This window comes from Bacillus aquiflavi (assembly GCF_019915265.1).
Taxonomy (GTDB): domain Bacteria; phylum Bacillota; class Bacilli; order Bacillales; family Cytobacillaceae; genus Bacillus_BT; species Bacillus_BT aquiflavi.
Map to the genome: position 1 here is coordinate 745,755 of NZ_CP082780.1, position 18,769 is coordinate 764,523.

Here is an 18,769-nt window from a genome sequence, read left to right on the forward strand (position 1 = left end):
TAGCATTCACCAGTGCAAAGCTGTTGAATGTTATAAGCTCGGTGAAGTCGGTTGAAGGCTATCCTAACGTCAAGTCGAGGAAAGCTCTCTGGAGGCAGGGGGTATAGCTGATAGACCGGGGCTCTATAAGATACCTATGGTGAGAGGGAAGACGAAATTCCGAATGTACGGCTCTTTAGGTACGGCTATTCGAAAAGGATAGTTCCTATTTGTAAAGTTAGTGAGGTAGAGTAAAAATTGTCTTTATGAAATACCTTATGGCGTTACAGGCGTCATCAAGCTAACAGGGCTAGAGGAATCACCTGTCGGTATGGATGAACAGATAGGATTTTTGGAACGTGGTAAGCCGATAACGCGGAGGGCTTTGCAGCTAATGAAGCGGTGATAAGGAAACAGTCATTGATAACTTATCTTTATATCGGTGAAGGTGGTGGCACAGTACCGTTGAAGCTGTAATAATACACAGTGGAGGGATAGCCACTAGTCAACTCGATGGCAGTTGATGGGGTGCCGTATGAGGTGAAAGTCTCACGTACGGTACTAAGCGGGGGAAAAGAGAGCGATCACTTCAAACTCTTACCTATCGCTACCGAATATGGTTCAAGAAGCAATTATTCAGCTTGTAACAAATAACAATTTGTTTATGGTTGGCGATGTTAAACAATCAATCTATCGCTTCCGCCTTGCGGAGCCAAATCTATTTTTAGGAAAATATAATCGCTTTACTGTTACGTTAGATCAATCGGGGCTAAAAATTGACTTAGCAAAGAACTTTCGAAGTCGTAAAGAAGTACTTGATGGAACGAACTACTTATTTAAACAAGTAATGGGCGAAAGCGTTGGTGAAATTGATTACAATGAAGCGGCTGAACTAAAGGTTGGGGCTTCGTATCCAGAAGATGAAAAATATCCAATAGAATGGATGTTAATTGATCAACAAATGACAGGACAAACAAAAGAAACAGGGGAAAATCCAGCAGAGTTTGATCAAGTTGATTTAGAACAGTCTCAACTAGAAGCGAGGTTAATGGCACAAAAGATTAAAGGGCTCATTAACGAGCGAAAATTAATCTATCATTCAAAAACGAAAACAAAAAAACCTGTTACGTATAGAGATATTGTCATTTTGCTTCGGTCAATGTCATGGGCACCAGAAATGATCGAGGAATTTAAACAGCAAGGAATACCGGTATATGCGAATTTATCCACAGGCTACTTTGAAGCAACTGAAGTAGAAGTCATGATTTCTTTACTAAAGGTTATTGATAACCCGATACAGGATATTCCCCTAGCATCTGTTTTAAGATCGCCGATCGTTAATCTTGACGAGGAAGAGATGGCGAAAATTAGGATTCATCATAAACAAGGTTCATTTTATGAATGTTTGTCTCACTTTTGTAGTCAGCCATCAACAGCTAATGATGAGGAAATTCACCATAAAGTTGTTACTTTTTATGAACAGCTTCAACAATGGCGAACGAAGGCAAGACAAGGAGCACTCTCAGAACTCATTTGGCAGCTGTATCGTGACACAAGATTTTATGATTACGTTGGCGGTATGCCTGGAGGAAAACAACGGCAAGCTAACTTGAGAGCGCTTTACGATCGAGCTAGACAGTATGAAGAAACATCATTTAGAGGGTTATTCCGCTTTTTGCGATTTATTGAAAGGATGAGGGATAGAGGGGATGATTTAGGAACCGCTCGTTCATTGGGAGAACAAGAAGATGTTGTTCGAATTATGACAATTCATAGCAGTAAAGGTCTTGAGTTTCCAGTCGTGTTTGTTGCTGGACTGGGACGAAATTTTAATTTAATGGATCTCCGTAAAGCGTATTTACTTGATAAAAAATATGGAATTGCCACGAAATATGTGAACGCAGTTAAAAGAATTACGTATCCGTCCTTACCTCAGCTCGCTTTTAAATGGAAAAAAAGTCTTGAAATGATTGCGGAGGAAATGCGTGTTTTATATGTTGCGTTGACAAGGGCAAAAGAAAAACTATATTTAATTAGTACGGTAAAAAGTTTAGAGAAAGAATTAGAACATTGGATCAATGCTACAAACAATCCAAACTGGTTATTAGATGAATTTAGTCGTGCGAAGGCAACATCATACTTAGATTGGATTGGGCCAGCACTGATTCGCCATCAAGATTGTAAAGAACTTTATGAACGAGATGATTCACTTCTTCCGAAAGAAATAGTAGAACACCCATCCTGTTGGAAATTTAACATCGTAAAAAGTGAACAACTAAGTATGACTGAGGTTGATGAATCGCATCAAGAAGAAGAACTACTCGTTAAGTTGAGAAATGGACAAAATATTCCAATTACATCTTCCTATGCTGACACAGTTCATAAACAACTTTCTTGGAAGTATGTTTATCAAGATGCAACAGTCCATCGAGCAAAGCAGTCAGTTTCCGAGGTAAAACGGCAACATGAAATAACAGCTGAAGAAAGCGGTACTGATTATATTAGAAAAATTAGAAAACCAATGTTTAATCGACCGCGCTTTATGCAGCAAAAATCGTTAACACCAGCTGAACGAGGAACAGCAATGCACGCCGTTATGCAACATATTGATCTTAGTCAGCCAGTTACTGAATTGAGTGTTACGATGCTTGTAGAAGATATGGTTCAAAAAGAACTACTAACAGGAGAACAACAAGAAACGATTGCTCCCGAAACAATTGTGCAATTTTTTGAAACCGAGGTAGGAAAAAGACTTTTAAAAAATTGGCAGAGTGTACGGAGAGAAGTCCCTTTTAGTTTATCCATTCCAGCAAGTACCGCTTATGCAAATTGGAACGATGAAGATGAACCTGTTTTAATTCAAGGAGTGATTGATTGTTTATTTGAGGATCAGAATGGGCTCATCCTTCTCGACTATAAGACAGATAATATTACCGAACGATATAAAAGGGGCTTTTCAGAAGCAAAGCCGATTTTAGAAGCACAATATCGTGTGCAAATCGATCTATATACAAAAGCGGTTGAACAAATTTTGAAAAGACCCGTGTTAGAAAGGTATTTATATTTTTTTGATGGAGCAAATTTATTGCAACTTAAATAGTCTTTGCATAGATTGTAAAAGAGAAGACTTATGATTATAAATCATAAGTCTTCCTTTCATTATTTTTATTAAGCTTCTAAAAATAGCAGAAGGAATTGCAGGGCAACTAACGATCAATGAATCCCACTGTTTCACGGATGCTAATTGTTTCCAACTGTTGGCTGATCAATAACATTCCAGTCTAGGATATTTGTGGAACTTACTCCATTATTCGTAATGATAAACCCACCTGTATTTAATGAACCTGAACCTGTGTGGGACTTTGTACTTCCTTTTGGTGATAAGATGAGGGCATCGCCAAATTGAACGACACCTCCGCCGACATTTACAATTTGAACTGGACCTATTATAGCAGGCATAGAAAACATCCTTTTCGATTTACTCCACCGTTAACCGTTGATTATAAGATATGTTATGCGTGATGTTTTCCTTTTGTTAATAAAGTTATATCATTTGACGTATATGTTTAATTCGTGTTTCCATCGAAGCATGTCGGGTATTGCCAACATGAAAGACTGATGCAGCTGTTAAACCAAGAATGTTAATATTACCAATTTTTATGAGGGGATTTTCATTATGAAAGGTTGTGTGAACTGGTTCATCAATAATTGGAAGAACTAATGGTTCAAAAAAAACCGAGTACCAGCTAAAAAATCCTTCTTTTCCATTGTATATGGGATACGTCCTTTGTACAGCAAGTGCTTTAGATGTCCCTTTAATATGTGTCGAGTCACCTAATTGCAAAACTCCTGAGAAGGTAATAAGGTTTATATGAATATGACCTACCTTTGAAACACGATGTGAAAGCATATTAACCTTGTGGAGGCAATGGAACTAATGGGCCGATAATTAATGATTCTGGGGGTGTATCAAAGGTTGAGGCTAGTTGAATCGTTTCTGAATCTCCAATTAAAAATAGTGATGAACTGGATACGCTAAGAATATGAATGTCCCCTACACATAACTCGCGATTAATGATTTGCAGTTCCATTATCCTCTTCTCCTTTCTGATCTTTTGGGAGCCTGCTTAAAAAGGCAAACACAGCTGTATGAATGTCATGTTTAACTTTGCCTATTGTAGCTTCTTTCACTTTTTCATGTTTATCTTTAGATCTTAGCTCGGAATTTTGTTCACTTAAATAATGATTAATACGTGCAGGCAGTTGTTTTCTTATATCTTGTTTAATAAATTCAATGTATGATTCATCAAGATTTAAACCCAATTGTTTTTCTGTATCATTAATAACTGCTGGTAAATCGATTTCGAGATAGCTGAATAGCTCTTCCTCTAATTCTCTCATTAGTTTTATCGGTTTAGGACCTATAAATGGAGGTTCAGGCTGTTTAACAGAAAACTCGTCAATCCCTTGAAGATCGGCTGGATTAAGGCCTACATTTAATGTTCCCTCAAGTGATTCCACTTTTAATTGATCAAACTTGTATTCAATTGTCTCGACTTGAAGCGGCGGTTTCGTTTTTATTTCTTCAACATCATTTATAATGTGAGTAATCGTTTTTTCAAGCTTTTTTATTCGTTTTTCTTGTGCAGTTACATAAGAGTAAAGCCTTTGAACATATTGATAAACAGCTTCGCTCATCGAATCACCTCAAATGAAACATTATTGCTGACAATGTCTTATAGGCGCCTGCAAAGGAACGAAAGGTAAATACTCTGTATCCTGTTCAAGCTCAGGAGCAGGCCCAGTAAATCCACCAGTATTATATAAATGTGAAGAAGGTTTAATGACTCCTGCACTGCCGATTTGTAACACTGATGAATTTGTTAAACTTTCAATTTTAATCATCTGAATATGGATGGACTGTTGAATGTAGAAATTCAATTGAATCACCTGCTTAGGTGGTAATTATAAATTTAAGATACTCGGTTGATCGAGGGTATCCTGATCGATTGCATTTGTTGCATTTTGTTTATTAATAATTTCCAAACTTTCTCCTGTATTAAAGGAACCAGCACCAGCGAAAGTTTTCGCACTTGAAACTGGCATAATTTTATATACGTCACCAATATTGAAAACACCGCTGCTTCCGACTGAAATAACTTGAACAGCTCCGACAATTGCTGGCATTTCTAACACCCTTTTAAAATTTTATCCTCATCTCAAACTTAAACAATCACCTGTCCTTAAAGTCAGCTTCTTTCATTCTTTTATATCTTATGTTTACGTGTTAAGAATGTGATACAAACGCCCAATATTGCAGTAATAAAATTGATTAAAAATTAATAAATTTGAGAATTTATACATAATAAATAAAATTCGACATATATCGCTATTTTAAGTAAAGAACAAATATGATAATATATTTTATATTCGTAATATTCTAATATACTTTTTAGGGGTGGGAGCTATGAACGTACCATTAGTATTAACTGAATTTTTAGACAGGGCAGTAGCTTTATATGGGACAAAAACTGCAATATTTTGTGATGACAGAGCTTTTACGTATAATGATTTAAATGAAAGAGTGAATAGGTTATCTCATGGATTAAAAAGTTTAGGGATAAAAAAAGGAGATAAGGTTGCATATTTATCCCCTAACACTGTCGAAATGCTGGAAGGATTTTATGGTGTTTTTCAGCTTGGAGCCATTATGGTCTCTTTAAATATTCGCTTAAAACCCGATGATTATTTATTTATTTTAAATCACAGTGAATCGAAAGTTTTATTTGTTGATCAAGATCTGTATCATCTTATCATACCAATTAAAGATAAGTTATCTACAGTCGAAACAATTATTGTTCATTATAAAGATAGTGAAACAGATGAAATTTGCTACGATGAATGGCTAAGTAAGCAACCAAATACAGCTTTTGAAAGAGAAATTTTAGATGAAAATGATATTTGCAGTCTTTTATATACGAGCGGCACAACCGGAAATCCAAAAGGGGTAATGCTTTCGCATCGAAATAATTATTTGCATGCAATGAGTGCGATGCATCATATCCGTGTTTCTGATCAAGATACTTTATTGCATGTTTTACCAATGTTCCATGTAAATGGGTGGGGATCGCCATTTTATTATACAGCAAATGGGGCAACGCAAATTTGTTTACGAAAAGCAGCTCCAGAGAGTATTTTTAAAGCATTACAGGAGCATCGAGTATCAGTTATGCATATGGCACCGACTGTATTAAACGCACTGCTTCAATATTATGATCAGCATAAAATAACAGTTGAGCAAAATGTAAGGGTTGTCATTGCAGGTTCAGCGCCACCTCCAGCATTTATTAGTCGAGTCGAGAAGGAATTAGGGTGGGAATTTATTCAAGTGTATGGAATGACTGAGTCTTCACCATTAAGTACTGTATCTACAGTTCGCTCTCATTTAGAGCACTTGCCAGAAAAAGAAAAGCTCAGTATGAAGGCGAAAGCCGGTCATGCAATGATTGGATGTCAAGTGAAAGTTGTCAATGAACATGGCGAGGAAGTTGCACATAACGGTAAAGAGATTGGGGAAATTATTGTTAGAAGCAATGGGATTATGGAAGGTTATTGGAAAAATCCAGAGGCAACAATGGAAGCGATTCGAAACGGTTGGCTTTATACAGGTGATATGGGTACTATTGATGAAAATGGATCAATCGACATTGTCGATCGTAAAAAGGATGTCATTATTAGTGGTGGGGAAAATATTTCTTCGATTGAAGTTGAAGGAGTGTTATATGATCATCCTGCAGTATTAGAGGCAGCAGTGATAGCGGTTCCACATGAAAAGTGGGGAGAAACTCCTCATGCATTTGTAGTAACGAGACAAGGACACACATTAACAGCGGAGGAATTAATTGCTTTTTCAAGACAAAAATTAGCCCATTTTAAAGCGATTACAAGTGTAACGTTCGTTGAAGAACTACCGAAAACTGCGTCTGGAAAAATCCAAAAAGTTCATTTACGCAATGATTATTGGAAAGAGCATAGTAAAGAAGGGAAATTTGTAAACTAACAATCTCAATAGGATACAAAGATTATTGTTTTTAAGAACGAATATAAAAAACGTTAATACCCCTATAAAATGGGGGGCACTGAAAAACTTGCGTTTTTTATATCATAACGGTTTCCAAGATAAAAAGAAGGCACTTTCTGTTCAAAATAGAACAGAAAGTGCCTTCTTTCTTTACCTATTTCTTACTCTCTTCGTTCATGAGCTTCAATATTTGCTTGAGATTCACGGCAAATATCGTTATGGCTCCTTGAAATCCCCATGCCAAATAGACCCGCTGACGATGCTGTATCGTACCCGTGTCCATTTTTTAACTCACTATTTTCTGCTTCCTCTTGTAAGAATTCTTTTGGTGACTTTAGATTGTACCGTGCTTTTGTATGTGTGGCATCCACAATTAATGATGTTACTTTTTATGATGCTCTTTTCCAGTGCGATTTCAACAGTTTCCCCAATTAACATATCTAATAGTCCGATATCTTTTAGACGCAGTCGACGAAATTTTGTCAGGGAACTTAGATCGATAACGTCATCTTCTGGTGCCATATGTAAGAAGGATTTAAAGGACCTATCGTATTTCAAACGCTCTACTAAATCAACGCCTGATACATCACGAATCGCCTTTCATAATCAATACTTGAACATCTGGATAGAAGGAATTTCAATTCGACCATTATCCAATTTTCGTTTTTAGCTCTTCTCATATAAACGAAAAATCGCCAAATTCATTCATTTGACGAAGCCTGTTATCTTTTTGGCATGAGGAGATCACAAATTGCCATATATGGACTTCAATTGAGCGTTTCTTAGGTTGAAATTATGGAGAGCACCACCTGCATTTACTTTATTTTAGTAGACAGGAAAAAGGACATTTTTTAGAGAAAAGATATATTTTTAATGACACTAGTTGATTGGAGTGGAAGGCGGCGACTCCTGCGGGAAAGCGAGACAGACGAGACCCCGCACGAAGCGAAGGAGGAGGCTCGTCGCTCGCCCGCGGAAAGCGTCGCCCTAAACGGAAATCAACGGGTTCCAAAAAGGCGAGAAGGTGAACGACAAGCCGCGCTCACCTTCTCGCTATGAAATCCCTTTAAGGACTTTTTCAGTGCCCTCAGAAAATGGGGCATTATAAACTGTGAAAAATAAGTATTTAAAAAAACATTTACACTATTGTGAAGTTGGAAAGCGTATTTTTAGTATTTTTCCAATTCGTGTGTTATGATATTTTACGAAACAAGATTTATGGGAGGGAATAAAATGACACATGCTCATTTAACGGCGTGGTTTGTGGCATTAATTTTATTTTTTATTGCACTCGGATTACATAAAAGTGGAAAAGAAAAAGGATTTAAAGTCGTTCAAATGATTTTAAGATTGTTTTATATTTTAATCATCGTGACTGGTGTGATGTTGTTAACAAGCATATCGAACATTAGCTTATTATATATTGTAAAAGCGGTGATCGGTTTATGGGTTGTTTCTATGTTTGAATTAATTCTCGTTCGAATGGCAAAACAAAAAAGCACATCGATTTTTTGGATTCAACTCGTGGTTACTTTTGTAGTTGCTTTATACTTAGGGTTCATGCTTCCGCTTGGCTTTGATTTTATTTAAACTAACTAAGCTGCTTTCAAAGCGGCTTTTTTAATTGTCTATCTTTAAGAAGATATTTTTTCAATAATAATTCTTTTTCCTGTATTTAATGTAAATTCAAACCGATCACTTTCTAGTTCACCGTAACAAAAATGATGCTGTACAGAACAAATTAAATGTTGATTATCGAACACTAAAAAGTTAACGCCATTTTGTCTAGTTCTCTCTTTTAAGAAAGATAATTGATTGTAACAATAAATACAATCATAAATAGAAAATTGAAGAGAATTTAAAGACGAGATAAATTGAATAAATGCATCTATATTTAATTGTTTTAACAATAGTTCTAACGAGTAGATCAGTTTATTTCGAATCCGAATCCGATCATGATCTTTGAGACAATGAGTTTCAGTATTGCAATTGATTTTCCCCTCGTCTAATAAAATGCCCTTTTGCCAACGATTTTGCAGGAAAATTTCAACTTCCTCATGAATGTATTCATCAATTAGTGACGCTTCTTCCGTTTCTTTATCAAAAAATACCCATTGCTCATTAATAAACTCGACAGTTCCTTCTGTAAAAGCTCGTGATTGGCGGTCAAGTATTTTTATTCGTTCAAGTTGATCCATTTCTTTACCTCAAAAAAATTGCCTCACCATCCTTTTTTGACATATCGTCACTTATTTATAACTAAATGATTAAGATTTTGGTTATGATTCCGTTTTAAAGAAAAGGATGATTCACTTAATATTTGAATCACAAGCAATATTTATTGAAAAATGAACGTTACGAATTTTTGCAAACCGTAATTAATTTGTTTTACAGAGATAAAACGATTTCTACTAAAAGGATATTCTCTAAGCCGCGGTTTTGATACAGACGTATGGCCAACTGACTAATAAGAAGAAAAAATGTACGAAAACAATAAAATCATTTTTAAGTTGCATACAGATTGACGTATTAAGGGGAAAAGGCTAATGTTAATATCGTAATACGTCTTTTAGGAGGAGCATGGATGAAAAAAGGAGTCATTACTCTCATGTTAATTCCGTTGCTTCTTTTTTACACGCTTCCTGTAGAGGGAGCTGAAAAAGAAGAACGTACTTGGCAGGATGAAACGATTTATTTTTTAATGATTGATCGTTTTTATAACGGTGACACTCGGAATGATTTTGAAGTAAATAGAAATGATCCTCTCAGTTTTTACGGTGGAGATTTTCAAGGGATTATTGATAAGCTTGATTATTTAAAAGAAATGGGATTTACTACTCTACTACTTACACCAATTTTTGATAATGATGAGAAAGGCTACCATGGCTATTGGATGGTTGATTATTACAAGCCTGATGAACATTTCGGTTCACTGGGAAAATTTAGGGAACTTGTAAAAGAAGCACATAACCGGGACATGAAAGTGATGGTCGATTTTGTCACAAACTATGTCGGAAAAAATCACCCATGGGTGAGTGACCCTAATAAAAAGGATTGGTTTTCAGATCAGCTTGTGAATGGATTACCTCAGCTAGCACTTGAAAATAACGATGTACAAAAGTATTTAATTGATGCCGCAAAATGGTGGGTTGAGGAAACTGATTTAGATGGGTATCGTTTAGAAGGGGTAGAGCAAGCACCTCATTCTTTTTGGAAAGATTTTGTGAAAGAAGTAAAAGGTGTGAAAAAGGACTTTTTCTTATTAGGTGAAATAACTTCTGATCATGAAGAAGAGATCGGCAATTTTGAAAATACGGGTATTGACGGTTTTCTTGACTATCCAAAAACCCAAACATTGCGAAATGCTTTCGCAATGCCTGACCAATCTTCACAGATGTTATTTTCGTTTCCTGCAGATCAAAATCAATATTTAAGGGGAACATTTCTTGATAACCATCTAATGAAACGGTTCACAAATGATGCGGCAGAAAAAAATAAACATCCAGGTCCAAGATGGAAGCTAGCGTTAACTTACTTATATACATCACCTGGCATTCCAATTGTTTATTATGGCAGTGAAATTGCGCTTGCAGGTGAAGACATCCCTGAAAATAGAGCTGTAATGGATTTCCGTACAGATCAAGATTTAATTGACTATATATCAAAAATAGGTAAACTGAGACAGGATTTACCTTCATTAACAAAGGGAACATTAGAGTTTCTTTATGAAAAAAATGGAATGATGGTATTTAAAAGAACATATAAAGAAGAAACAGTTGTTATTGCGATAAATAACACGTCTAAAACACAAATTGTTACATTAGACGATAAAATGATTGAAGGAGGAAAAGAATTACGCGGGCTTCTTGCAGGAGATCTTGTTCGAAGCAATGAGGAAAATAAATATAATATTGTAATCGATCGAGAAGAAGCTGAAATATATGTTCTTGCAGAAAAAACTAAAATAAAGCTGTCATTTATTATCGGGACAGTGGCAGTTTGGGTTATTTTTATCTTGTTTTTATATGTTGTTTGGAAAAAAGCGAAGACAGGCCGTTCATAAAAAGCAGTAAAAACAGCGAATATATTCGCTGTTTTTAGCTTGTAGTAAAGATTAAGTATTAGCATCCATTCCCCTCAGACTGATTGAAAACGCTTGTCAATCGGCGCGTAGCATGAGGCGGAAGCGAATAGAACATATCATTCATGAGCTTACAACGAAGTGTGAGCAACAAAGAATGCGAGCGTTTGAAACAGCGAAAATTGTTTCTGTTTCCTCCGAGATTATAGACATACTTTATATTTTAATCGATCTTACTCAGACTGATTGAAAACGCTTGTCAGTCGAGGCGCGCAGCATGAGGCGGAAGCGAATAGAACATATCGTTCATGAGCTTACAACGAAGTGTGAGCAACAAAGAATGCGAGCGTTTGTCAACAGTCTGAAACAGCGAATAATTTCGCTGTTTTTTACATGGCATCATATAGGATGGAATGTGTACTTTTTGCATCATAAGGTAAAATAACATTAGCGATAATTAATAAATTGAACATCAATCGGTAAATCAGCTTCACGGATAACCGAAATGATCTTTTGTAAGTCATCGCGACTTTTCCCTGCTACACGAATTTGATCATCTTGAACTTGTGTTTTTACTTTTACCCCGCTATTTTTAATAAGGGTATTTATTTTTTTGGCATTGTCTTTATCGATCCCTTGGACAAGTTTGGCACGCTGTCTAACTGTGCCACCAGCGGCATTTTCAATCTTATCGTAAGCAAGATTTTTAATTGGAATTTGACGTTTAATCATTTTACTAATAAGGACATCCTTTAACTGCCGGAGCTTAAATTCATCATCTGAAATAAGTACAAGCTCTTCTTTATCTAACGTTACATTGCTTTGACTTCCTTTAAAATCGTAACGGTTTTGAATTTCTTTCATCGTTATTTGAATTGCATTTGTGACTTCAGATAAATCAACTTGGGACACAATATCAAATGAGTTTTCTTTTGCCATCTTTACCTCCAGAAAAACTTTTTTTATTATAGGTTAATTATAGTAAAATATAGCCACATTTAAAACCCTAGTGTTTATACAGTTTTGAAGGATTATTTTGGGAAATTGATGAAGAATGTAAAAACAATAATTATTAAAGTCCAAAGCGCTCAAAATATTTGTTTCATGGCTGATAAAAGCTACAAAATATATACATTTGGGGAGTTGATGAAGTATACAAAATATATCATCGTGTTACCTTCGATAACTTTCGATCTAACAAAAAAGATATTTAAAGAATAATTATCTACTTCACAAAAAAGTAGGTTTTTAATTTTTTAAATGAAAAATCGAAACATCTTGTTTACAAAATTAAACAAAATAACCTTCCACTCTCTCCCTAACCTTGGTAATATTAATAGAGTGCTAGAATTAAAAGGAGGGGGAGAAAAAATAAAAATCCTACATGCCCGGGAGATATATACCGGCATTGAAGTCATTCAACAAACATTGAAAACCACCTATGAACAAGTGAGTGAAATTGAACGTGCTGTTGAAGGAATTATTCAACTAGAAGATTCACTTAAAGGGAAAGGCGGCGAAGCGATTCGTGCTTTTTTTCAAAACGTACATAAGCCATTTCTCTTATTCCATCAAGCATTCCTTACTGATTATGATACAATTTTAGCAGAAATTAAATACTTACTCCAATCGTTTGAGCCGGCAGAAGAGGGCTTTATTCACGAAAGTTTTATAGAAAATGATGTCGCAAATGGATTAGATCGTCTTGAGAGACGAGTTACATCAATAACGAGTGAAATCAACAATGCAATACATAGTGTACAAGATATCGTCAGCTTGCCACCTATCCAAGCTGAAGAAACAATCTTTCAGATCAATCAAGCGCGCCAACATAATCAACTGACGATCGAAAACCTTCATTCCTTTGATGAGCAAGCAACTCGTTTACTCGATCGGATCTGCGATGATTTACTAATGATGGCTAGCTTTATGAAGGAAATAGAAGCGATGACTCAAAGCGGTCAATTGCCAATTTCTCATAACAGCGTATCAAAAATGATGACAAGCGAGGCTTATCGCAAGCTTTTAGGCAGCTTAGTGCAAAAAGTCGGACTTGAGCCAATCAATACAGTCGAAAGAGATGCATATGGAAACGACAACAGTATCAAATATCACGTATATGCAGACGGCTTGATTGTGATGGAAGCCGACAGATCTGGCAAAAATCATTATGAAGTTGTTCCAACAATCCCCGAAGAAATAAGGGATGGTACCATTACTTCACCCGTTGATCGTGCATTTGAAGGTGTCATCGATGGAACGGGAAAAGCGCTTGGTGACACGATAGACGGTCTCGTTTCTCTATACAAGTTTGCCGAGAAAAATTTACAACCTGGTCATATCAATTATATTGAAAAAGCCATCTTCTCCTATCAACTCATCCATGACCCAAAGAAAAAGCTAGGGGAAATGAAGGATAAAGTAATCAATTTCCCAAAATATATGTGGGAAGGGATGAAAAACGCCTGGAATCGAGATGTCTAACGGTGATGCTCACAGCCGTGCTGAATTCTTCTCCTATGGTTTAACAACAAACGGGATTGGCGTAATCGGAGATAAAGGATTAAGTAGAGCAGGTCAGCTTGGAAATGCGGCAAAACTCGGTAATGTTGGAAAAATAGGAAATGTTGCAAATAAGATTCCGCCACCGATACCGATTACTAAAGGATTGACTCCCGCTTTTGCTACAGGCACGGTAAACAACATTCCATACAATGTCATGGATGACTTATACAATCGAATCCATCAAGCGAGTAAGGAAGTGTTTGGAGACAGTCGTGGTGGGAAAGTGCCGGTGGATGTGGATGTAATTGGTAAGGGAACGGGTAAAGGTTATACTGGTGGAAGAACTCAAGCGGAGTTAGACGCTTTATCATATGATTCGGCAAAGAAAGCAGTAACGAAGGGGTCTAAAAAAGAAGCAGTTATAGGTCTTGAGTTGGAGCAAAGGGGGGAATTTGGAAAACTTGAAAGAAGTTTGGATCCTAAGGCTGAATTTATAGATACTACTACTGGTAAAAAAATTGATGTAAAAAGCTTTGAATCTAATCCTATAGGAGCAGATGGAAAACCTATAACCTCACCAAGAAAAGGTGCATTTAAAGTAGAAAATGCGATGAAAAAAAATATAATAAAAGAATTTGAAAAGAACGGTAATGATATAGTTGTAGTTGATAAAACTAATTTAAAATTAGAACATATTAAAGAACTTGAAGGAGCTATAAAACAATCAGGATTAGAAAATAAAATTATTTGGTGGCCGGAGTGATATATTATGAAAAAAATTGACCAAAAAGAGCTCGATTTATTAATAAGCAACCATAATTTATATATGGATTCAGTAAATAAAAATGATAAAGAGGGAAAAAGGTTAATTTTAGATGAAATAGATTTCTCAAGTAATAATCTGTCACAGCTAAATTTTGTAGATGTATATATTACAGACTCAATTTTTTGTAATACTGTTTTTGAGAATACAAATTTTGGGGGAGCAAAATTATATGGTTGTGAATTTAATAATATAACATTTAAAAATGTAAACTTTGGAAAAGTAGAACTAGATGCTAGTAAAATAGTAAATTCGATATTTGATAATTGTACACTAATAAAAGTAAGTTCAAATGAAACCCTTTTTTGGGAATTTGTGTTTTCAACATTGCAAATTAGATGATGTATTTTCAAATAGTATAGTTAAAAATATACTGTTTGAAGAATGTGACTTTAATGGAATAGAATTTTGGGAGTGTATAATTAGTAGCCTTAAATTTAAAAAAAGTTAAATTTAAGGTTACTGATATGATAAAAAATATTAACAAGGGAACTTTAGAACGACCAGTAATTATAAATGGAGACGAGGCTATAAGCTTTTTTAAAGAGCGAAGCGAAATTCTTTAGAGGGCAAAGTGTAAAAACTAGCACATTATTTCAGACACCCTATTCCAAATTATCCTATACTGGATAGGCTACACTAAGTTGGACAGATAAAATAAGGGGCTGTAAACTTAGACTATTATATAAGGAGCGTGCTATGATGACACGTCAACGTCGAACTTTTACACCTGAATTTAAACTGCAATTAGTGTAGCTTTATGAAAATGGCAAATCTCGTGCTGATATTGCTAGAGAATACGATATTACACCGTCTGCTTTAGATCGTTGGATTAAAAACCATCGTGAAACAGGCTCTTTTGCAGCAAAAGATAATCGTTCAGAAGAAGAAAATGAATTGATACGCCTCCGCAAAGAAAACCAATTTAAAAATAATAGGCGTATTATTCCGGTATGTTTTACAGAAAAAAATTCCTTAAAAAGGGAGTCCTAATACCGAAATCGGTTCTTTGAATCAAGAATCATATCCTCGCTTTATATACTTCGACCAATCTCAGAGTAAATGTTACATCATCCTCTAGTGTCACAAACCACTCATTATCATTCTTTTCAAAGCATAAATCGTCATAACTATGTTGAATGCGTATTTGGAAGTTCGTTCCCATAAAATGTTTCGTATTCTTGCTGGCAATCTATATTTTCTAGTTTTGGCTATCTAGAAGAAAGGAATTATAAAATAAAAGATGGACATTCACCAAGCATTTAATAAATAGTAATCCTAATTTTGCTTTTGAAACCATAAAAGTTAATTCAGAAATTATGTTGAAGCTAGGGGATTTTTGGCACCAACTGCTTTTATTTTGTTTCCTCTTTTAAGGCAATTTTTATTTAATCCCGTTGCTATTGTAATCATCTCTGGCGGAGTACTGTTTAAAACATTATGTGGGACGATATCGTTCATTGGATTAATGCTAGTGAACTTATTGTTTTTATTTTATGATAAAAAAAAATGCCAAATATTCATAAGAAGCTTTTAAAAATTAAAATTATATCGAAAAAGCCATCTTCGCTTATCAACTCATCCATGACCCAAAGAAAAAGCTAGGGGAAATGAAAAATAAAGTAATCAATTTCCCAAAATATATGTGGGAAGGGATGAAAAACGCCTGGAATCGAGATGTCATCAACGGAGATGCCCACAGCCGCGCTGAATTCTTCTCCTATGGTTTAACCACAATCGGAATTGGCGTAATCGGAGATAAAGGATTAAGTAGAGCAGGTTAGCTTGGAAATGCAGCAAAACTCGGTAATGTTGGAAAAATAGGAAATTTTGTAAATAAGATCCCCCCCACCAATACCGATTACTAAAGGCTTAACTCCCGCTTTTGCAACAGGTACGGTAAACAACATTCCATACAATGTCATGGATGACTTATACAATCGAATCCATCAAGCGAGTAAGGAAGTGTTTGGAGACAGTCGTGGTGGGAAAGTGCCGGTGAGTGTTGGGGAAGGTAGTAAAAAAGCCAATGGAGATGAAAAAGTCTTAAAAGGGAAGGATGTTTATGGACCATATTATGATGATGCAAAAAAACTGTATAAGCAGAATCCTGATTGGTATCCAAATCCTGATGAGTCTACGATTGTTAAAGGAGAAGAATTAACACGTGTAAGAAATGAATATGATACACTTGTGAAAAATGGAGTATTAGAGAAGGGACATCATAAGAAAGGTTTATCTTTTGGTGGAGAAAATGTTCCTGAGAATATCAAGTTCACTGGTGAATCTACCATAAAGAGTAGTGAATTCAATGGTTTAGATATGGATTTTTATCATGAATTAGGTTATGGTAAAGAAAATGTCAAAATGTTAAAAATACATCAAACAGAGAACGGAGTCTTTATTTTTGGTAATAACCCATCTCATACAGAAGTTACAAAGTTCCAAAACAAAGTATTAAGATGGCGGAAACAGAATGGTTTGAGGTGAAATCCAGAGAGGAGAAATAATGTCACAAGAAAAAATATTGTTACCCGGAATGTGGTATGGTGAAAAAAAAAGTTCGACAGAAGTAGAATTTATAAAGAAAAATCTGACTTCTATCCAAACAGAAGAGGAATGTATTTTATCTATTGTAGAACTTTTAAAGGTAGGGGATTTTTCGGTCAAACCTCTATTGATTCAATTAATGAATACAACTAAAGATGATAGAGTGTTAAATCTATGTATACGAATTTTTTGCTCTGTTTGTACTCATGAAGATTTAAAGGATAGTAATAATTTTAAATTTTTATCAGATGTTTCAGATGCTTCAGCTCATTCTTTTGCATCTGGTGCTGTTGAAACATTATCCTATGAAGTAGTACCATATCTATTAGCTATGTTAGAAGATTGGGAAGATACTGAAATAGAGCAAACAATTAAAAATTCTTTAGATTTTATGTTAGGATATTCAAAAAAAATTTCTGATGAAGCAAGCCTAGATGAGATTGGTGAATTTTATTTAGAAGAAATGAAATGGATTGATGCTAGTGTATACTATTATGAAAAGAAGCCTGTTTTTCCAGGAGATTTAACTAAAAGATTGTTTAAAAATGCATTCATATCATTACAAATAGGCTCTAATCTAAAAATGTATGTAGTTCCTTCATTATTATCAATCTGGAGTGGAGAGAAGTGTCCAGTTGCTTATGAAACGGTTATGGACAGTGTCGAGATGGAAAAATTACAATCCTATGCAAATACACTTTCAACTATGGAATGGATAAAAGGGAAGAAGTATTTTTATTCTACAGAAATCTAAGATTATTCAGTTATTTTGATTCTGAGGAGGAAGAAAAAATTCAGTATAGATACAAGATTAAATATTACAGCAAACGGTGAGGCTTACTGCGTCTGAGGGACTGGCTAAGATATCAGCTATTTTGTGAGTTCCTCGGGCATTTACAAAACAACATGCTCAATAAAGCAAGTCAACAGCGACGTTGGGAAACGTAGTGGTCTGTTGATTTTTTTTATAGTGTTGTTTAATGGAAATGGCTAAAAATTTACTAAAAACAATTAAAGAATTAGAAAAAAAGAAACACATAAATTATAAATTGGAAAGACACTTAATGGACGTGATTAAGTCGCGTTAGCGATTTTGTTCTATGTGCAACCTTCTAACATTTTGGTTGCAATACTCTTAACTTTTATTTTGCATTAAACAGATGGGCATTAAGTAAAAAAATTATTAGTAATAGATTCCTTAATATTGATGAAACGGTAAATTTATTAGGAAGTCAATCACCTTTTGTACCTATTTGGATTAATGTATCTTTTGTAGAAATAGATGGAGATACGGCTATATTTAAGTTGGAAACTAGTTTGCGTTTTAGAAAGCCAACATTGCTTAGAAATGCTGAAACAGGTCACGCTCCATTTAAAGCAAACATTTAATTAGTAGGATAACTCAATACGAAGAATTTCATTACTTTATAAATTTTCAGAAAAGAAAAAAGCTAATTTAAATGAGAAAAAGGTTCCAATAAAGGAGCCTTTTTTCATCTCGTCAGTTGATCGTGCATTTGAAGGTATCATCGATGGAGCGGGAAAAGCTCTTGGTGACACGATAGACGGTCTCGTATCTCTATACAAATTTGCCGAGAAAAATTTACAACCAGGTCATATCAATTATATCGAAAAAGCCATCTTCGCTTATCAACTCATCCATGACCCAAAGAAAAAGCTAGGGGAAATGAAAGATAAAGTAATCAATTTCCCAAAATATATGTGGGAAGGGATGAAAAGCGCCTGGAAT

18 protein-coding genes and 2 pseudogenes are annotated in these 18,769 nt (G+C 35.1%); 11 read left to right on the forward strand and 9 right to left on the reverse strand.

Features of this window, described 5'->3' with window-relative positions:
* Window positions 1-592: 592 nt before the first annotated feature.
* A pseudogene (addA, locus tag K6959_RS03770) lies at window positions 593-3,079 on the forward strand (helicase-exonuclease AddAB subunit AddA); the annotation flags it as partial.
* Between the two features lie 140 nt (window positions 3,080-3,219).
* Here addA and K6959_RS03775 read toward each other — a convergent pair.
* The 6 genes from K6959_RS03775 to K6959_RS03800 form a co-directional block, all read right to left on the reverse strand.
* A complete protein-coding gene (locus K6959_RS03775; protein WP_163243505.1) occupies window positions 3,220-3,438 on the reverse strand; it encodes a spore germination protein in 219 nt (72 codons plus the stop codon).
* A gap of 85 nt (window positions 3,439-3,523) precedes the next feature.
* Entirely contained in the window at window positions 3,524-3,889 is a 366-nt protein-coding gene (locus K6959_RS03780; protein ID WP_223087673.1) for a spore germination protein GerPE, read from the reverse strand.
* Between the two features lies 1 nt (window position 3,890).
* Entirely contained in the window at window positions 3,891-4,070 is a 180-nt protein-coding gene (locus tag K6959_RS03785; RefSeq protein WP_163243503.1) for a spore gernimation protein GerPD, read from the reverse strand.
* On the reverse strand, window positions 4,051-4,677 hold the full coding sequence (gene gerPC / locus K6959_RS03790) for a spore germination protein GerPC (RefSeq protein ID WP_163243502.1): 627 nt from the start codon (window positions 4,675-4,677) through the stop codon (window positions 4,051-4,053). The genes K6959_RS03785 and gerPC overlap by 20 nt, the downstream gene beginning before the upstream one ends.
* A gap of 21 nt (window positions 4,678-4,698) precedes the next feature.
* On the reverse strand, window positions 4,699-4,920 hold the full coding sequence (locus tag K6959_RS03795) for a spore germination protein GerPB (RefSeq protein WP_163243501.1): 222 nt from the start codon (window positions 4,918-4,920) through the stop codon (window positions 4,699-4,701).
* A 24-nt stretch (window positions 4,921-4,944) separates the two neighbouring features.
* The gene (locus K6959_RS03800) at window positions 4,945-5,166 is read right to left on the reverse strand and encodes a spore germination protein (RefSeq protein ID WP_163243500.1); all 222 of its coding nucleotides are present in this window, start codon (window positions 5,164-5,166) and stop codon (window positions 4,945-4,947) included.
* 280 nt (window positions 5,167-5,446) lie between these two features.
* On the opposite strand from K6959_RS03800, the gene K6959_RS03805 reads away from it, so the two are divergent.
* On the forward strand, window positions 5,447-7,039 hold the full coding sequence (locus K6959_RS03805; RefSeq protein WP_163243499.1) for a long-chain-fatty-acid--CoA ligase: 1,593 nt from the start codon (window positions 5,447-5,449) through the stop codon (window positions 7,037-7,039).
* A gap of 320 nt (window positions 7,040-7,359) precedes the next feature.
* Here K6959_RS03805 and K6959_RS03810 read toward each other — a convergent pair.
* Window positions 7,360-7,818, reverse strand: a pseudogene (locus tag K6959_RS03810) (transposase); the annotation flags it as partial.
* 475 nt (window positions 7,819-8,293) lie between these two features.
* Between K6959_RS03810 and K6959_RS03815 the strand changes: the two are divergent.
* Window positions 8,294-8,650: a YisL family protein gene (locus tag K6959_RS03815; RefSeq protein ID WP_163243523.1), complete on the forward strand. Its 357-nt coding sequence runs from the start codon at window positions 8,294-8,296 to the stop codon at window positions 8,648-8,650.
* Window positions 8,651-8,694: 44 nt separating this feature from the next.
* On the opposite strand, the gene K6959_RS03820 is transcribed toward K6959_RS03815, so the two are convergent.
* Window positions 8,695-9,258 (reverse strand): DUF2777 domain-containing protein, encoded by a 564-nt coding sequence (locus K6959_RS03820; RefSeq protein WP_163243524.1) that lies wholly within the window; start codon window positions 9,256-9,258, stop codon window positions 8,695-8,697.
* 386 nt (window positions 9,259-9,644) lie between these two features.
* Between K6959_RS03820 and K6959_RS03825 the strand changes: the two genes are divergently transcribed.
* Window positions 9,645-11,123, forward strand: a complete 1,479-nt coding sequence (locus tag K6959_RS03825; RefSeq protein WP_163243525.1) for an alpha-amylase family glycosyl hydrolase — start codon at window positions 9,645-9,647, stop codon at window positions 11,121-11,123.
* Window positions 11,124-11,588: 465 nt separating this feature from the next.
* Here K6959_RS03825 and K6959_RS03830 read toward each other — a convergent pair whose 3' ends face one another.
* Window positions 11,589-12,080, reverse strand: coding sequence for a YajQ family cyclic di-GMP-binding protein (locus tag K6959_RS03830; RefSeq protein ID WP_163243526.1), 492 nt, complete (start codon window positions 12,078-12,080; stop codon window positions 11,589-11,591).
* Between the two features lie 321 nt (window positions 12,081-12,401).
* On the opposite strand from K6959_RS03830, the gene K6959_RS03835 reads away from it, so the two are divergent.
* The 7 genes from K6959_RS03835 (at window position 12,402) to imm47 (ending at window position 17,773) form a co-directional block, all read left to right on the forward strand.
* On the forward strand, window positions 12,402-13,625 hold the full coding sequence (locus tag K6959_RS03835) for an LXG domain-containing protein (RefSeq protein ID WP_223087675.1): 1,224 nt from the start codon (window positions 12,402-12,404) through the stop codon (window positions 13,623-13,625).
* Window positions 13,618-14,409, forward strand: a complete 792-nt coding sequence (locus K6959_RS03840; protein WP_223087677.1) for a hypothetical protein — start codon at window positions 13,618-13,620, stop codon at window positions 14,407-14,409. The genes K6959_RS03835 and K6959_RS03840 overlap by 8 nt, the downstream gene beginning before the upstream one ends.
* 6 nt (window positions 14,410-14,415) lie before the next feature.
* Window positions 14,416-14,811, forward strand: coding sequence for a pentapeptide repeat-containing protein (locus K6959_RS03845; RefSeq protein ID WP_223087678.1), 396 nt, complete (start codon window positions 14,416-14,418; stop codon window positions 14,809-14,811).
* Between the two features lie 444 nt (window positions 14,812-15,255).
* The gene (locus tag K6959_RS19780; protein WP_223088300.1) at window positions 15,256-15,462 is read left to right on the forward strand and encodes a hypothetical protein; all 207 of its coding nucleotides are present in this window, start codon (window positions 15,256-15,258) and stop codon (window positions 15,460-15,462) included.
* A 617-nt stretch (window positions 15,463-16,079) separates the two neighbouring features.
* Window positions 16,080-16,253, forward strand: coding sequence for a hypothetical protein (locus K6959_RS03855; protein WP_223087680.1), 174 nt, complete (start codon window positions 16,080-16,082; stop codon window positions 16,251-16,253).
* 181 nt (window positions 16,254-16,434) lie between these two features.
* Entirely contained in the window at window positions 16,435-16,959 is a 525-nt protein-coding gene (locus K6959_RS03860) for a hypothetical protein (RefSeq protein ID WP_218944065.1), read from the forward strand.
* A gap of 19 nt (window positions 16,960-16,978) precedes the next feature.
* Window positions 16,979-17,773: an Imm47 family immunity protein gene (gene imm47, locus K6959_RS03865; RefSeq protein ID WP_163243552.1), complete on the forward strand. Its 795-nt coding sequence runs from the start codon at window positions 16,979-16,981 to the stop codon at window positions 17,771-17,773.
* Window positions 17,774-18,769 lie beyond the last annotated feature (996 nt).

Coding starts and splice junctions, on each gene's coding strand:
- K6959_RS03775 (WP_163243505.1), bottom strand. CDS start 3,438: ATGCCTGCTATAATAGGTCCAGTTCAAATTGTAAATGTCGGCGGAGGT.
- K6959_RS03780 (WP_223087673.1), bottom strand. CDS start 3,889: ATGCTTTCACATCGTGTTTCAAAGGTAGGTCATATTCATATAAACCTT.
- K6959_RS03785 (WP_163243503.1), bottom strand. CDS start 4,070: ATGGAACTGCAAATCATTAATCGCGAGTTATGTGTAGGGGACATTCAT.
- gerPC (WP_163243502.1), bottom strand. CDS start 4,677: ATGAGCGAAGCTGTTTATCAATATGTTCAAAGGCTTTACTCTTATGTA.
- K6959_RS03800 (WP_163243500.1), bottom strand. CDS start 5,166: ATGCCAGCAATTGTCGGAGCTGTTCAAGTTATTTCAGTCGGAAGCAGC.
- K6959_RS03805 (WP_163243499.1), top strand. CDS start 5,447: ATGAACGTACCATTAGTATTAACTGAATTTTTAGACAGGGCAGTAGCT.
- K6959_RS03815 (WP_163243523.1), top strand. CDS start 8,294: ATGACACATGCTCATTTAACGGCGTGGTTTGTGGCATTAATTTTATTT.
- K6959_RS03820 (WP_163243524.1), bottom strand. CDS start 9,258: ATGGATCAACTTGAACGAATAAAAATACTTGACCGCCAATCACGAGCT.
- K6959_RS03825 (WP_163243525.1), top strand. CDS start 9,645: ATGAAAAAAGGAGTCATTACTCTCATGTTAATTCCGTTGCTTCTTTTT.
- K6959_RS03830 (WP_163243526.1), bottom strand. CDS start 12,080: ATGGCAAAAGAAAACTCATTTGATATTGTGTCCCAAGTTGATTTATCT.
- K6959_RS03835 (WP_223087675.1), top strand. CDS start 12,402: ATGAAAAATCGAAACATCTTGTTTACAAAATTAAACAAAATAACCTTC.
- K6959_RS03840 (WP_223087677.1), top strand. CDS start 13,618: ATGTCTAACGGTGATGCTCACAGCCGTGCTGAATTCTTCTCCTATGGT.
- K6959_RS03845 (WP_223087678.1), top strand. CDS start 14,416: ATGAAAAAAATTGACCAAAAAGAGCTCGATTTATTAATAAGCAACCAT.
- K6959_RS03855 (WP_223087680.1), top strand. CDS start 16,080: ATGAAAAATAAAGTAATCAATTTCCCAAAATATATGTGGGAAGGGATG.
- imm47 (WP_163243552.1), top strand. CDS start 16,979: ATGTCACAAGAAAAAATATTGTTACCCGGAATGTGGTATGGTGAAAAA.